Origin of the sequence: Roseobacter litoralis Och 149 (genome assembly GCF_000154785.2) — a bacterium.
In the GTDB taxonomy this organism is placed as follows: Bacteria; Pseudomonadota; Alphaproteobacteria; order Rhodobacterales; family Rhodobacteraceae; genus Roseobacter; species Roseobacter litoralis.
This window is the reverse complement of sequence record NC_015730.1, coordinates 1,966,037-1,980,752: the sequence shown is the minus strand read 5'-3', so window position 1 is coordinate 1,980,752 and position 14,716 is coordinate 1,966,037. Positions and strand designations below refer to the sequence as shown.

General features: G+C 56.9%; 13 protein-coding genes. 10 read left to right on the top strand and 3 right to left on the bottom strand.

Going from position 1 to position 14,716, the window contains the following annotated elements:
* Positions 1-10: 10 nt before the first annotated feature.
* Positions 11-1,201: an ABC transporter substrate-binding protein gene (locus tag RLO149_RS09375; RefSeq protein WP_013961843.1), complete on the bottom strand. Its 1,191-nt coding sequence runs from the start codon at positions 1,199-1,201 to the stop codon at positions 11-13.
* A 168-nt stretch (positions 1,202-1,369) separates the two neighbouring features.
* Here RLO149_RS09375 and RLO149_RS09370 point away from each other — a divergent pair, with 168 nt between their 5' ends.
* On the top strand, positions 1,370-2,458 hold the full coding sequence (locus RLO149_RS09370) for a PQQ-dependent sugar dehydrogenase (protein ID WP_013961842.1): 1,089 nt from the start codon (positions 1,370-1,372) through the stop codon (positions 2,456-2,458).
* A 59-nt stretch (positions 2,459-2,517) separates the two neighbouring features.
* Here RLO149_RS09370 and RLO149_RS09365 read toward each other — a convergent pair whose 3' ends face one another.
* The gene (locus RLO149_RS09365) at positions 2,518-3,522 is read right to left on the bottom strand and encodes a GlxA family transcriptional regulator (RefSeq protein WP_013961841.1); all 1,005 of its coding nucleotides are present in this window, start codon (positions 3,520-3,522) and stop codon (positions 2,518-2,520) included.
* A 200-nt stretch (positions 3,523-3,722) separates the two neighbouring features.
* Here RLO149_RS09365 and RLO149_RS09360 point away from each other — a divergent pair, with 200 nt between their 5' ends.
* Complete coding sequence (locus RLO149_RS09360) at positions 3,723-5,093, top strand: class II 3-deoxy-7-phosphoheptulonate synthase (protein ID WP_013961840.1); 1,371 nt, start codon at positions 3,723-3,725, stop codon at positions 5,091-5,093.
* A 138-nt stretch (positions 5,094-5,231) separates the two neighbouring features.
* On the opposite strand, the gene RLO149_RS09355 is transcribed toward RLO149_RS09360, so the two are convergent.
* Positions 5,232-5,942, bottom strand: a complete 711-nt coding sequence (locus RLO149_RS09355; RefSeq protein WP_013961839.1) for a PAS domain-containing protein — start codon at positions 5,940-5,942, stop codon at positions 5,232-5,234.
* A gap of 267 nt (positions 5,943-6,209) precedes the next feature.
* Here RLO149_RS09355 and RLO149_RS09350 point away from each other — a divergent pair, with 267 nt between their 5' ends.
* From RLO149_RS09350 to pstA, 8 genes are all read left to right on the top strand, one after another.
* On the top strand, positions 6,210-7,100 hold the full coding sequence (locus RLO149_RS09350; protein ID WP_013961838.1) for a YicC/YloC family endoribonuclease: 891 nt from the start codon (positions 6,210-6,212) through the stop codon (positions 7,098-7,100).
* A gap of 12 nt (positions 7,101-7,112) precedes the next feature.
* The gene (gene gmk / locus RLO149_RS09345; protein ID WP_044025604.1) at positions 7,113-7,748 is read left to right on the top strand and encodes a guanylate kinase; all 636 of its coding nucleotides are present in this window, start codon (positions 7,113-7,115) and stop codon (positions 7,746-7,748) included.
* On the top strand, positions 7,745-8,272 hold the full coding sequence (locus RLO149_RS09340; protein ID WP_013961836.1) for a gamma carbonic anhydrase family protein: 528 nt from the start codon (positions 7,745-7,747) through the stop codon (positions 8,270-8,272). Before gmk ends, RLO149_RS09340 begins: the two co-directional genes overlap by 4 nt.
* A 1-nt stretch (position 8,273) precedes the next feature.
* Complete coding sequence (locus RLO149_RS09335; protein ID WP_013961835.1) at positions 8,274-9,461, top strand: trans-sulfuration enzyme family protein; 1,188 nt, start codon at positions 8,274-8,276, stop codon at positions 9,459-9,461.
* Between the two features lie 19 nt (positions 9,462-9,480).
* Positions 9,481-10,524 (top strand): sensor histidine kinase, encoded by a 1,044-nt coding sequence (locus RLO149_RS09330; RefSeq protein ID WP_013961834.1) that lies wholly within the window; start codon positions 9,481-9,483, stop codon positions 10,522-10,524.
* 218 nt (positions 10,525-10,742) lie between these two features.
* A complete protein-coding gene (locus RLO149_RS09325) occupies positions 10,743-11,783 on the top strand; it encodes a substrate-binding domain-containing protein (protein WP_013961833.1) in 1,041 nt (346 codons plus the stop codon).
* Positions 11,784-11,867: 84 nt separating this feature from the next.
* Positions 11,868-13,355, top strand: a complete 1,488-nt coding sequence (gene pstC, locus RLO149_RS09320) for a phosphate ABC transporter permease subunit PstC (protein ID WP_013961832.1) — start codon at positions 11,868-11,870, stop codon at positions 13,353-13,355.
* Positions 13,352-14,716, top strand: coding sequence for a phosphate ABC transporter permease PstA (gene pstA, locus RLO149_RS09315; protein ID WP_013961831.1), 1,365 nt, complete (start codon positions 13,352-13,354; stop codon positions 14,714-14,716). Before pstC ends, pstA begins: the two co-directional genes overlap by 4 nt.

Sequence of the window (14,716 nt, the reverse complement as noted above, 5' to 3'; positions counted from 1 at the left end):
AAGCGGGCTTTTACTTAAAGCCGATGGTGACGTTTGCGCCATCCTGCACTTCAATCATGCGGTAGGTGCCCGCGGATTCGCCGGGCCCGATCAATTCAACCGCAGAGGCACCGACATAGTCGACCTCGCCGCCTTCGCGCAGAATATCAAAGGCTTTGGCCAGATCACCGGGGTAGATCTTTTCGCCCGGCGCGTTGGCCACATCCAGAATGTGTTTGCCGTATTCCGCAGGATCAACGCTATTTGCCGCCTGCATCGCGAGCATGAAAAGCGCGGCTGCATCATAGCTTTCGGGCGTATAGGGCGAAGTGGCATCAAATGCGTCCCCCGCAAGCTCCTTGAGCTTTTCGATCCCTTCACCGCCGGACCCGGCAATCTGACCATAAGACCCGTCCAGCGCTGAGCCGACATTGGCGGGAAGGCTGTCACCGATCATACCACCGGGCAGGCCAAAAGTGTCAAATGCGCCTGTGTCCAGTGCCGCGTTGATAATGCCGAGGCCGCCTTGGTCAAGGTATCCCGCAACCACGAGGATATCGCCACCCGCCGAGGCCAGTGCACCCATTTCAGCGGAGTAGTCCGCCTTGCCGTCTTCATGCGCTGCAACGATTGTGACTTCGCCACCCGCGCTTTCAAAGTTGCTCTGGATCGCGTCGGCGAGACCTTTGCCGTAGTCATTATTGGTGTAGGTCAGCGCGATGGATTTTACGCCACGTTCCTGCAGGATTTCGGCCATCACCTGACCTTCGCGCGCGTCCGATGGGGCGGTGCGGAAAAACAGGCCGTTGTCTTCAACCGTGGTCAGGCCGGGCGATGTGGCAGAGGGTGAAATCATTACCATGCCGTTCGGGATCGCCACGTTTTGCAAAATCGCGCCGGTGACACCGGAGCAATCCCCGCCGATCAATCCATTGATGCCTTCAGCAATCATACGCTCGCCGTTGGATGTGCTCAGACCGTTGTCGATGCAGCCTGTGTCGGCGCGGATCGACGTCACGGTCGCCGCGTCGAGCAATTTGCCACTGTTTGTCGCTTCCGTCATCGCAAGCTCAGCGCCCGCCGCCATTGGGCCGGTCAAGGATTCAATCGGACCGGTAAATCCGAACAACACACCGAGAGTTACTTCACTATTCGTATCATCTGCCAATGAAGTCGTGGCAATCAGTGCTGCAGCCGTTGTGGCCATAAGCATCTTTTTCATTGTTAATCTCCCATATTGGAACTTGGCGTTCGCCTTGCAGATTATGCGCCCTATTTTCGAAAAGAAAGCGGTTTTGGCTGTATCGCTCGACTGCTCTGAAAAAGGTTGGAAATTCTGCCCTTTCAGGTGGAAATCTGCCTCCCTAAGACCCGGCACAGGAAGGATTTCATGCGCAAAATACTGACTCTATCGTGGCTGTTCATGCTCGCTATCTCAGCGTCCGCTCTGATGGCGCGGGCGGATATCGTGTTTACCCCGGTCGTGACCGGTTTGGATGAGCCTTGGGCGATAGATCATCTGCCGGATGGGCAGTTGCTGATTACCGAAAAGGACGGGCGTGTGCTTTTGTGGAACGCGGGCGTGCTGCGCGAGGTGCAAGGCGCGCCGCGGGTCGTTGATCGCGGGCAGGGTGGATTGATGGACGTGACTGTGGCGCGCGACTTCGCAACCAGCCGGTCCGTGTTTCTGAGCTACAGCAAACGCCAGCAGGGCGGCGCGGGCACGGCGCTGGCGGTGGCAACCTTGTCGCAGGATGGTGGCTCACTGCTGGATTTACGCGATATCTTTGTGATGGCGCCGGGGTCTTCCGGGGGCCGGCATTTTGGATCGCGCATTGTCGAAGGTACGGACGGAACCGTGTACCTGACCATTGGGGATCGTGGCGACAGGCCATCTGCGCAGGATCGAAACAGCCACGCAGGCAGTGTGATCCGGATCAACCGGGACGGCAGCGTTCCATCCGACAACCCATTCGTGGATACCCCCGATGTGCAGCCTGAAATCTGGTCGTTCGGGCACCGCAATCCGCAGGGAGCCGGGCTGGATGCGCAGGGCAGACTTTGGACGGCAGAGCATGGCGCGCGAGGTGGCGACGAAATCAACCTGGTGCGCAAGGGCGCGAATTACGGCTGGCCCGTCATTTCATATGGCCGCCACTATACCGGGGGGAAAATCGGCGAGGGCACGGCGCGCGCTGGCATGGAGCAGCCGGCGTCTTACTGGGACCCGTCTATCGCGCCATCGGGTCTGTTGGTCTATCAGGGCGATATGTTTCCTAAATGGCGCGGTGACATGTTTGTCGGCTCGCTGAAAGACGACTACATCGCGCGGCTCGCCATATCCGGTGAGAAAACGCGTGAAGTTCAGCAGATCCGGAATGATGCAACCGCCCGCGTGCGTGATATTGCCGAAGCTGTGGATGGCAGCATCTGGTTTATCTCTGTCGGGAATCGAGCCATTTATAGGATCAGTAATTAAAATCAATATGTTGCGCAGGTATATTGATGTGATGCATCCGCACCGGTTTCACGCGGCTGTTAAAACGACAACCGTGACGCATGACTCCCGCGCTCGCGGTAAGGAGTGGTGTCATAATGCGCCCGGTAGCATTTCGAAAAATGCGAAGGCGAAGCAAACCCGCAGGCCAGCGCCACATTGATCACGCTCATATCGGTTTGCATCAAGAGGTTACGCGCTTTTTGCAACCGCAATTCCATATAATACCGCTTGGGGCTGCGGTTCAGGTATCGCCGAAAAAGTCGCTCAAGCTGGCGCGTGCTCATGCCGACGTCGCGCGCAAGGGTTGAGGGGCTGATTGGCTCTTCGATGTTGCTTTCCATCATCTGGATCACAAGGCTCAGCTTGGGATGCCTGACACCTATACGGGTTGGAACCGACAGGCGCTGTGTGTCCTGATCCGTGCGGATCGACGTATAGATCAATTGATCCGCCACCAGATTGGCAAGATCCTCACCCTGTTGTTCGGCAATGAGTTTGAGCATCAAATCAATCGAGGATGTTCCCCCCGCTGTCGTTATCCTGTTGCCATCGACCACAAAGACGGATTTCGTCAGCGTCACATCCTCGAAATCCTCGGCAAAACTGTCTTGGTTCTCCCAGTGGATTGTCGCCTTTTTACCATCCAGCAAACCTGCCTTTGCCAATGTGTAGGCAGCGGTACACAGCCCCCCCAGCATGACCCCTTTGCGGGATTCGCGTCGCAGCCAGCCCAGCACCCGTTTTGTTGTCGCTGCCTGCACATCAATGCCGCCACAGACCAAGAGAATATCGTCGCGCTGCAGATCTTCGAGGTCGCCATCCAGCTTGAAACCGCTGCCCGCGGAGCAATGCACAATGTCGCCGCCTTCTCCGATAATGCGCCACTCATACAGCGTCTCATTTGCCATACGGTTGGCAATACGCAGGCTCTCTACAGCGGCAGAAAAACACAGCAAGGTAAAGTGATCGAGCAGAAGAAACACAAACCGTTTCGGCTTTGACGTGTTTGTATCACTGCGGGATGATCGTGAGATATCGGACATTCCTGCCTCATGCTGGTCGTCATGCCACCCGGTAGGCGACCGCATGCGGACACCGAGCTTTATTCGCAACTCTGCTCACGGCCTGAAAGCGACGTCAAGAGGATGAATTTGTGATATGGTCACTCGCGCTGCGCTTTTGTATAGAGAATGTCGATATGTGAGCGCTCGCAGTGCGCGGGCCAGGAGCGGAGACGAAAAACATGAGCGAATGGACAAAATCGAGCTGGCGCGCAAAGCCGCGCATCCAGATGCCGGACTATCCTGATCAGGCTGCCCTGAACGAGGTTGAAGCACAACTGTCGCGTTATCCGCTGCTGGTATTTGCCGGTGAAGCACGCCGCCTGAAAAAGCACCTTGGTGCGGCTGGCCGGGGAGAAGCGTTCCTGTTGCAGGGCGGTGACTGTGCGGAGAGCTTTGATCAATTCAGCTCGGATGCGATCCGCGATACGTTCAAAGTGATGCTGCAGATGGCGATTGTGTTGACCCATGGTGCAAAAGTCCCGGTGATCAAAGTAGGTCGGATGGCCGGTCAATTTGCCAAACCGCGTTCGGCTGCGACTGAAACGATCGATGGGGTGGAACTGCCCAGCTATCGTGGTGATATCATCAACAAGCTGGATTTCACCTCGGACGCACGTATTCCGGACCCGCAGAACATGCTGCGCGCCTATACGCAGGCGGCAGCGACATTAAACCTGCTGCGGGCTTTTTCCACGGGTGGTTATGCCGATGTCCATCAGGTGCATGCCTGGACGCAGGGCTTTACCGAAGGTGAAAAGGCCGAAGCTTACCGCGAGGTTGCGAACCGCATTTCCGACACGCTGGATTTCATGACAGCTGCGGGGATCAATGCGGATACGGCGCACACACTGCAATCGGTTGAGTTCTACACCAGTCATGAATCCCTGCTGCTTGAATACGAAGAAGCGCTGACCCGCGTTGACAGCACCACGGGCAAATGGCTTGCGGGCTCGGGTCATATGATCTGGATCGGTGATCGCACACGCCAGCCAGACGGGGCGCATGTGGAATTTGCCAGCGGTGTCCAAAACCCAATTGGCCTCAAGGCGGGGCCAAGCATGACCTCGAATGACCTCAAGCAGCTGATGGCCAAGCTGAACCCCGAAAACGAAGAGGGTCGCCTGACCCTGATCGCGCGTTTTGGCGCCGGATCGGTGGCGGAGCATCTGCCGCGCCTGATCAAAACGGTGCGCGAAGAAGGGGCGAATGTGACTTGGGTATGTGACGCGATGCATGGCAATACCATCAAATCCTCGACCGGGTACAAGACCCGGCCGTTTGAATCGGTTTTGCGCGAGGTGCGCGAATTCTTTGCCGTTCACGCGTCCGAGGGCACGGTGCCCGGTGGTGTTCACTTTGAGATGACGGGTCAGGATGTCACGGAATGCACCGGTGGTGTCCGCGCGGTCAGCGACGAAGATCTGTCTTCGCGCTATCATACGGCGTGTGATCCGCGCTTGAATGCCAGCCAGTCTCTGGAGCTCGCCTTTCTGGTCGCCGAAGAGCTTTCTGCCCGGCGCACGCAACACCAGAACGCAGCCGTGAGCTAACGCATCGCAGGAAAAAGAATGCCCGCTGATTTCAGATCAGCGGGCATGTACGTTGGACTTGTTTTTGGTCGACATCAGGCTGAAGACCGCCGCCATATGTTCGTACCGGCGATCTCCTCCCGATGAACGCAAACCTTACTAGTCGTCTGTTTTCACAAGTCTGAGGTAGGGCGCTTCGCGGCGCGGGGTCTCGGTGCGAAATTCGGCTTTGGCTTCGGCAAATCCAGGCACTTCAACGGTAGGTTTTGGCGCTGGCAACGGTTTCTTTGGCTCCCGCTTGGCACGCAACGGCATCGACTGTTCCGACACGATGGGGCGAAGCGACGAAGCCGTCACATCAAAACGCCGTGGGCTGCGGCCCATGTCACCGACAGCGACCAGCGCGCCGAGAATACGGCTGACGTCGCCGAGGTCACTCTTGAGCGGCATCAGGATCAACCGCGCGTCCAGCGGCTGCATGCCCGGCCCCTTTTCGGAGTGTAGCATCATTGTACATGTGGCGGGTGTCTCGAATACTTCTTCGAGAGTGTCGCTCAGTTGGCGCCGTGACGCAGGCGTAATGAATGCCGTCAAGGGCATGCCGCGGACCTCCATGCCCATCAGATCGCTCAGGTGACTTCCAGCGATCCGAAGCCGGGCAATTCCGGGTGCGATCCGTTCCACGATGAACGCATACTCCAGCGCCTGCTCTATACCGCGTGGGTCGATTTCCGACCGGTTCGGCATCAACCGTGTGCCACGCAGCGCTTCCCAATAGGCCTCGACCTGGGACAATGGGGTAAAACCTGTTTCTGAAACGTGCTGTGTCATATTAACCACATTGTGCGTGTTTTTACCGCCATTGTCCATTACTTGTGCCTTCTGTTTCTGACCAGTTCCAATGGTACCGGCAGCCGTTCGGGTGTTACTTGTTAAAAACAGGAAAACTGCTTCCTGACGAGAATTGATTACTGAAACCTTAATATCAACAATTTTCACAAAATGGGCCGCTATTTTATGGAATGGTTAATCCCAGCCTGCGTGGTATTGGGGTGCGCCTGTGCGCGTCCGGGGTTGCTCTGATCGGTTAAACTGCCATAAAGCAAGGCGATAACGGCTTTGCGAAAGGATTTGCGGATGCTCCGATCCATGACCGGTTTTGCTTCGGCAACCGGCAACCTTGCCCCACATGCATGGAGTTGGGAGTTGCGGTCCGTAAATGGCAAAGGGCAGGATCTGCGTCTGCGCGTGCCGGATTGGATTGACGGGCTTGAGGTTGGGTTGCGTAAAATGCTCGGCGCGCAAACGGCCCGTGGTAATATTACGCTCTCTCTGAGGCTGGTGCGGGATGAAAACACAACGTCCCTTCGGATTAACCAAGAACAGTTGCATAGCGTCCTCAAGGCCATTGATGCGGTCGAGGCGGAAGCCGCCGCAATGGGTGTTGCCCTGACGCCGTCAAAAGCCTCTGATATCGTGACGATTCGCGGTGTTCTGGAGGCGGGTGCGGTGGACGATGATCCTGCACCGCTGATGACCCATCTGCTGGAGGAGGCAAAGACGCTGATCGGCGCATTCAATGAAATGCGGCGCGCCGAAGGGGCCGCGCTGGAAAAGGTGTTGCTGTCTCAGTTGGATGAAGTGGCGGCGTTGACCCAACAGGCCAAAGAGCACTCAAGAACGCGCAGTGCCGAGGCTGGCGATATCCTGCGCCGTAACCTGCGCCGTGTGCTCGACAACACCGATAGTGTCGATGAAGATCGCCTGGCGCAGGAATTGGCGCTGATTGCCGTCAAATCCGACGTGACCGAAGAGATTGACCGCCTTGCCGCGCATATTTCCGCCGCGCAAGACCTGATCGGGCAGGGTGGTCCCGTCGGGCGCAAACTGGATTTCCTGATGCAGGAATTCAACCGCGAGGCAAATACGCTTTGTGCCAAGGCGCAAAACACCGAACTGACACGCTGTGGGCTTGCGCTGAAGGCGGTGATTGATCAGATGCGGGAACAAGTACAAAATGTGGAGTAACAGATGACGCCCATGCGCCGTGGACTTTTGATCATCCTCAGTTCGCCCTCTGGCGCCGGAAAATCGACGCTGGCACAACGATTGCGGGACTGGGACGCGGATATTGAATTTTCGGTGTCCGCGACGACACGGGCTGCGCGTCCGGGCGAAGTAGATGGGCGTGAGTATCACTTTGTGGACGAAACCGCGTTCAAATCGCAGGTTACCAAGGGCGGCATGCTCGAACATGCGCATGTTTTCGGCAACTTTTACGGATCGCCAAGCGGCCCTGTACAGGATGCCATCAACGCGGGCCGTGATGTGTTGTTCGACATTGACTGGCAGGGTGCCCAGCAAATCACCAATTCGGCCCTGAGCGCGCATACGCTGTCTATTTTCCTATTGCCGCCCTCGATCCGCGAGTTGCGCAACCGTCTGGAAAAGCGCGCACAGGATGATGCCGCAACGATCGCGCGCCGCATGGACAAGAGTTGGGATGAGATCAGCCATTGGGGCAGCTATGATTATGTGCTGGTGAATGACGATCTGGATACCACCGAGGCGCATCTGAAAACCATCGTTACGGCCACACGCCTGCGGCGCAGCCAACAGCCGGGACTGACCGAACATGTACGCCATCTGCAATCCGAATTCGAAAGGTTATCATGACGTTATACGCTTTAGGTGAGAGTGTACCTCAACTTCATGAGGACACATGGGTTGCCCCGGATGCAAACCTGATTGGTCAGGTCGTACTTGAGGCGGGGGCCTCCGTATGGTTCGGGGCCACCATCCGCGCGGACCATGAGGAAATCCGCGTTGGCGCCGGGTCAAATGTGCAGGAAAACTGCGTCTTTCATATTGATGCCGGGTATCCGCTGCGCATCGGGGCGGGTTGCACGATCGGGCATAAAGTCATGCTGCATGGGTGTACTATTGGCGACAACTCCTTGATCGGCATGGGCGCGACGGTGCTGAACGGCGCCCGGATCGGCAAGAATTGTCTGATCGGGGCAGGGGCTTTGATCACTGAAAACAAGGTGATACCGGATAATTCTCTGGTGATGGGTGTGCCGGGCCAAGTTGTGCGTGAACTGGACGAGGCGGCCATCGCAGGGCTGAGGAACTCAGCGCTGCACTATCAGGAAAACATGCGCCACTTCAAACATAAGCTTCGTGCTGTAGAGATTTGATATGAAAAATGAAAAAGGGTCTGTGGTACGACCCGATGCTCTGCCGCATTCGGCCTCCAGACCGGTTGTTACGCCGCTCAGCCCCTCTGTTGTCTATGCCTCTGATACACCGGACATGCTGGATCAGCAGTACGAAGGCGGGTTGCAGGGCTATACCTATTCGCGCGAAGGGCACCCGAATGCGGACGTAGTGGCCAAACGGCTCGACCGGATGGAAAACGCGCCGTTTCCGGGCGTGATGACCGGGTCCGGCATGGGCGCGGTGTCGGCGGTTCTGATGGGGCTGACACAGACCGGGGACCATGTGATCGGTGGCAATCAGCTTTATGGTCGCTCGCTGCGCATGATGAGCGAAGACCTGCCCCGGCTTGGCATCGCAACAACGTTGGTCGATGTGGGTAATATTGAGGCAGTGCGTGCGGCCCTGCGGCCCACGACCCGGATGATCCTGGTCGAGGTCGTCTCAAACCCAACACTGCGGCTGGCGGATATCGCGGGCCTTGTTGATCTGGCGCGCGAAACCGGTGTGCTGCTGGTGGTGGATAACACATTTACCACCCCGATGGCCTTCAAGGCGCTGGATGCAGGCGCTGATGTGGTCATCCATTCGGTCACCAAGCTGCTGGCAGGTCATTCCGATGTGATGCTGGGCTATGTTGCGGCCAAAGATCAGGCACTGAATGATCGTTTGCGCGTCTTTGCCGTGACCATGGGTCTATCGGCCAGTCCGTTTGATTGCTGGCTGGCAGAGCGCGGTTTGTTGACTTTTGAATTGCGGTTTGAACGTGCGCAGTGCACGGCGGCCATACTCGCGGATCATCTTGCCGGACTGCCGGGTGTCAAACGGGTGCTCTATCCCGGACGCGCCGATCACCCTGATCATCAGCGCGCTATAGCGCTGCTGGAGGGCAGAAACTGCAATATGGTGAGTTTCGAACTCAATGGCACCCGACAGGCGGCCAATGCCTTTACCCGCGCGGCGGAAGGACTTTCGTTTGCGCCGACACTGGGGGATGTGGGCACGACGCTGTCGCATCCTGCATCCTCGTCGCACCGGGCACTGAGCCCCGAGCAACGTGCGGCACTTGGCATATCGGAAGGGTTTTTCCGGGTTTCCGTAGGACTTGAAGAACCGGATACCTTATGCGCCATCTTTACCGAAGCTGTGCACGCGGCGGTTAGCCCGTAGAGAGGACCGAGGCAAAGACATGGCAGAGGCAATTGATGAAGTGCTCGCAGCGCTGCCGATGCCGGTCTTGGCCATTGATGGCAGCGAACGGATTGTGGCCGCGAACAAGGAAGCAACAGCACTTGTCGGACAAGGTCTGGCCGGGCGCCACTATGTTACGATTTTACGCCAGCCGCAGTTGATCGAAACGATTGCTGCAGTGCTGCAAGACAGCCAGCCGCGCGTTTCTCAATATCTGTCCAACGACGGCATCGAAGACACCACCTATCGCGTCACGGCGCGGGTGCTGCCGAACCTGCGCGTTGTGGTGCTGGCCTTTCAGGATGTGAGCCATCTGGAACAGGCAGGCCAGATGCGCCGGGATTTTGTCGCCAATGTCAGCCATGAATTACGCACGCCGCTTACTGCTCTTATGGGGTTCATCGAAACGCTGCGGGGGCCCGCACGTGAGGATGCAGCCGCACGGGACAGGTTTCTGGACATCATGCAGGGGGAAGCAGGGCGCATGAACCGGCTGGTCGGTGACCTGCTGTCTCTGAGCCGGGTTGAGGGGGATCAAAGGGTGCGCCCGCGAAAAAGCGTGAACCTCAGCGATGTCGTCAGTTCCGTCGCGCGCACACTTGCGCCGCTGGCCAAGGATACCTCTGTTGTGCTCGACTGTGATCTTCCTGATCACCCTGTGGGCCTGATCGGTGATGCGGATCAACTCATGCAAGTGGTTACAAACCTAGTGGAAAACGCTATTAAATATGGCGCTTCCGGAGGGCGGGTTATCATCAAACTGACCGAAGTCGCGCGTGATTTGTCGTTGCGCGCACCGGGTGTCTATATTAGCGTCACGGATTTTGGACCCGGAATTGATCCGGTGCATTTGCCACGGCTGACCGAGAGGTTCTATCGTGCAGACAGCCACCGCAGCCGGGCTTTGGGCGGTACAGGGTTGGGTCTGGCAATCGTGAAACACATTATCAACCGCCATCGTGGGCGTCTGCGCATAGAAAGTGAATTGGGGCAGGGGGCGACGTTTACCGTTGTCCTGCCGCTTGACCTTAACACCGTCTGAAAACGAATCTGGCAAAGGTCCTCGGGCTGCAGGCAGGCAGTGAAAACGATGGGCTGTGCAGCGTTTTCACACTTAAATTCAACGCAGTAGATTAATCTTTTCCCTTGTCATGAAACCGTTACACAACTGTCACAAAAGGATAGCGTCCAAACCGTAGCTATCCGACAGATGGTCGCTGAAATGGACGGCCACAGATTCGTTTCATGACAGGAGCTATCATGTCGTTTGTAAAACTCTCTACCTCCGCAGTGGCGATCGCCGTTGTTACCGCAACAACCGCCGCGGCGCGTGATCAGGTTCAGGTCGCCGGGTCATCCACCGTATTACCCTATGCCGCCATCGTGGCCGAAGCCTTCGGTGAGAATTTTGAATTCCCGACGCCGGTTGTTGAATCCGGTGGATCCTCTGCAGGTCTCAAGCGCTTTTGCGAAGGCGTGGGCGAGAATACCGTCGATATCGCCAATGCATCGCGTCAAATCCGGGAGCGTGAAATCGCAGCCTGCGCCGAAAATGGCGTAACTGACATTATAGAAGTGCGCATTGGCTATGACGGCATCGTCTTTGCCAGCCAGCAGACAGGCCCCGCATTCACCGAATTCCAGCCGTCTGACTGGTATACCGCACTTGCCGCAGAATTGCCTGTTGATGGCAAAATGATTGCCAACCCGAACGCCACCTGGGATTCGGTAAACGCGGCCCTTCCTGCGGTCGATATTGCGGCGTTCATTCCCGGCACCAAGCACGGCACCCGCGAAGTCTTTGAGGAAAAAGTGCTGTTGCAAGGCTGTGAAGACACAGGTGCCATGCAAGCCATGATGGACATGGGTATGGACGAAGATGCAGCAGAAAGCGCCTGCATGGCCGTGCGCACAGATGGAAAATCCGTGGATATCGACGGGGATTACACAGAGACGCTGGCGCGGATTGACAGCAACACCAATGGCATCGGTGTGTTCGGTCTGGCATTCTACGAGAACAATACAGACAAGCTGAAGGTGGCCACAATGGGCGGCGTTCAGCCAACAACTGAGACCATTTCAACAGGCGATTACCCCGTGTCGCGCCCGCTTTTCTTTTACATAAAGAAAGCCCATATCGGCGTGATCCCGGGTCTCAAAGATTTTGCCGAGTTCTTTGTCTCGGATGAAATCGCGGGTCCGGATGGGCCTTTGGCTGAATATGGTCTGGTTTCCGACCCCGCCCTGTCCGAGACACAAGCGGCTGTAGCGGACGAAAAAGTGCTTGGCGGCAATTCCTGACCTGCCTTTTTTCAAGGTGGCTGAAGGCGGCGATCACCGCGGCCTTCAGCAAGAACCGGTTAAGCCTGCAAAGAGGTTGGGTGCATGAATTTGGGGATCACAGGATACGTTGTTCTTGCCATTATGGCACTTACAATCGGGTCCTTCATGATGGCGAAGGCGCGCGCGAAATCTGCCGCTGGTGGTGATATCCGGCTTTTGCATTCCTTACCGAACTACTACGGATACAACGCTGCGATGTTTGCAGCCGTTCCGGCCTTGGGCATGCTGGTCATATGGCTGTTGGCGCAGCCCATGATGATTGAAAATACGGTCTATAATTTACTGCCTGATAGTATCGTCAACGAAGGATCAAACCGCAGCCTTGTGATGAGCGACGTGCGCCGTGTCGCGGAAGGTCTTGATATTGCGGTCGCTTCAGGCGCTCTGTCAAAAGAGGACGCAAATCAGATCAGCACTGATACCTCCGACATCCGCAGTATTCTGGGTGGTGTCGGCGTCGCTCTGGGCTCCGATGTTGATCCGGAGGTCTTGGTCGCAGCACAGCAGTACCGCACCAAGTCGGCTTTAGGTACTGCATGGATGGCAGTCATTGTTCTGACGGCAGCACTGGTGGGCGCAGCCGCCAGCATATTTGTCAGCAAAGCAGATTTCAGGGCGCGTAACGTTGTCGAACGTTTTGCCCTCGGCATGCTCATGGTCGCGGCTTCGCTGGCCATTTTGACGACTGTGGGTATTGTCTTGTCGATGCTTTTTGAGAGCATGAACTTCTTTCGCATGCATTCCTGGACGGACTTCTTTTTCGGGGACACATGGGCGCCGAATTTTCGGGGCAACAGCGATTTATCCATTTTGCCGCTGCTGTGGGGGACGTTGTATATCTCGATTGTCGCCTTGCTGGTTGCTGTGCCGATCGGCCTGTTTGCAGCGATTTACCTCTCGGAATATGCAAGTTCAGGGGTGCGTTCTTTTGCGAAGCCACTGCTTGAAATTCTCGCTGGTATTCCAACCATCGTATACGGTCTTTTCGCGCTGCTGACGGTCGGGCCGTTTCTGGTGAGCATCTTTGGACGTGGCGAAGCGGGTCTGCTCGGGGTCGAGTGGATGAGCGGTGCGACCGCTGTCTTAACCGCTGGTTTGGTCATGGGGATCATGTTGATCCCGTTTGTATCTTCCTTGTCCGATGACATCATCAACGCGGTGCCGCAGGCGATGCGGGATGGTTCCTTGGGGTTGGGGTCGACCAAGTCGGAGACAATCCGTCAGGTCGTTCTGCCCGCCGCATTGCCCGGAATTGTCGGTGCGGTTCTATTGGCGGCGTCCCGCGCGATTGGTGAGACGATGATCGTTGTGCTGGGGGCAGGGGCCATTGCCAAGTTTTCGCTCAACCCGCTGGATGCCATGACGACCATCACCACACGGATTGTCAGCCAACTGACTGGCGACACGGATTTCGCCAGTGCAGAGACGCTTGTCGCCTTCGCCCTTGGCCTCACACTTTTCGTTTTGACCCTCGGGCTGAACGTGATCGCGCTCTATATCGTGCGCAGATATCGGGAGCAGTACGAATGAGCGACGCGACAACCACTGCAATACCATCCAGCCCCTCTGCGCCACCACGCAAAGGATCGCTGCTGACGCAGGATGCGCGGACCAAAAAGCGCAATGCGGCTGAGACGCGGTTCAAAGCCTACGGGATGATTGCGATTTCGATTGGCCTGCTGATGCTGATAACGCTGGTTTTCAATATCGTGTCTCGTGGCACCGGCGCGTTTCAGCAAACCTTTGTCACACTGGAGGTGAGCCTGCCGGCAGACAAGCTGGATAAGACCGGCAACCGCAACCCGGACGAGATGCGCAAAGTCTCAACCTTTGGATATGCCCCTTTATTGCGGACAGCATTTGAAGAGCATATCGCGGAAAAAGGCTATGAAACCGACCTCAGCCCCAAAGAAATGGCAGGAATTCTTTCTGGTGGCGCGCAGGCGCAGCTGCGGAATTTCGTTTTGGCGGACCCTTCGGTTGTCGGGGAGCGGGTAGACTTCGAATTTCTCGCCTCCGGCCGCGTGGATGGATACATCAAGGGGCGGGTCAGCCGGGACAGTATCGAAAACGACAAGAACATCAGCCCCGCACAACTGGATCTTGTGGACCTGCTGATTGAGGAAGGCACGGTTGAGAAACGGTTCAACCTGTCCTTTATCACCGGTGCCGACAGTTCTGGTGCGCGCCCCGAAGCAGCCGGGATGGGCGTGTCAATGGTCGGATCGCTGGTCATGATGCTGGTGGTGCTGGTGCTTGCGCTGCCGATTGGCGTTGCCGCCTCGATCTACCTTGAGGAATTCGCACCGAAAAACTGGATCACGGATGTGATCGAAGTGAATATCTCAAACCTTGCGGCTGTGCCCTCGATTGTCTTTGGTATCTTGGGCTTGGCTGTCTTTATCAACTACATGCATTTGCCAAACTCCGCGCCCTTGGTTGGCGGGTTGGTGCTGACGCTGATGACGCTGCCCACCATCATCATCTCAACCCGCGCCTCTCTGAAAGCTGTACCGCCGTCCATCCGTGATGCGGCCCTCGGGGTAGGGGCCTCCAAGATGCAATCCGTATTCCACCACGTCCTGCCGCTTGCCGCGCCCGGTATCCTGACAGGGACCATCATCGGGCTGGCGCAAGCTTTGGGAGAGACAGCGCCCCTGTTGTTGATCGGTATGGTCGGCTTTATTGCGTCAAATCCGCCAGACAGCATCGCCGCAGGATTGATGGACCCGAACTCCGCCATGCCCGCGCAGATCTACGAGTGGGCCAAACGCTCTGATCCGGCATTTTATGAGCGCGCATGGGGTGGCATTATTATCCTGCTTGGGTTCCTCGTGACGATGAACACCCTCGCTGTCATCCTGCGTCGCCGTTTTGAACGGCGCTGGTAA

Excerpts from the sequence above, each read along its gene's own strand:
- RLO149_RS09375 (WP_013961843.1), bottom strand. The coding sequence starts at position 1,201 with ATGAAAAAGATGCTTATGGCCACAACGGCTGCAGCACTGATTGCCACG.
- RLO149_RS09370 (WP_013961842.1), top strand. The coding sequence starts at position 1,370 with ATGCGCAAAATACTGACTCTATCGTGGCTGTTCATGCTCGCTATCTCA.
- RLO149_RS09365 (WP_013961841.1), bottom strand. The coding sequence starts at position 3,522 with ATGTCCGATATCTCACGATCATCCCGCAGTGATACAAACACGTCAAAG.
- RLO149_RS09360 (WP_013961840.1), top strand. The coding sequence starts at position 3,723 with ATGAGCGAATGGACAAAATCGAGCTGGCGCGCAAAGCCGCGCATCCAG.
- RLO149_RS09355 (WP_013961839.1), bottom strand. The coding sequence starts at position 5,942 with ATGGACAATGGCGGTAAAAACACGCACAATGTGGTTAATATGACACAG.
- RLO149_RS09350 (WP_013961838.1), top strand. The coding sequence starts at position 6,210 with ATGCTCCGATCCATGACCGGTTTTGCTTCGGCAACCGGCAACCTTGCC.
- gmk (WP_044025604.1), top strand. The coding sequence starts at position 7,113 with ATGCGCCGTGGACTTTTGATCATCCTCAGTTCGCCCTCTGGCGCCGGA.
- RLO149_RS09340 (WP_013961836.1), top strand. The coding sequence starts at position 7,745 with ATGACGTTATACGCTTTAGGTGAGAGTGTACCTCAACTTCATGAGGAC.
- RLO149_RS09335 (WP_013961835.1), top strand. The coding sequence starts at position 8,274 with ATGAAAAATGAAAAAGGGTCTGTGGTACGACCCGATGCTCTGCCGCAT.
- RLO149_RS09330 (WP_013961834.1), top strand. The coding sequence starts at position 9,481 with ATGGCAGAGGCAATTGATGAAGTGCTCGCAGCGCTGCCGATGCCGGTC.
- RLO149_RS09325 (WP_013961833.1), top strand. The coding sequence starts at position 10,743 with ATGTCGTTTGTAAAACTCTCTACCTCCGCAGTGGCGATCGCCGTTGTT.
- pstC (WP_013961832.1), top strand. The coding sequence starts at position 11,868 with ATGAATTTGGGGATCACAGGATACGTTGTTCTTGCCATTATGGCACTT.
- pstA (WP_013961831.1), top strand. The coding sequence starts at position 13,352 with ATGAGCGACGCGACAACCACTGCAATACCATCCAGCCCCTCTGCGCCA.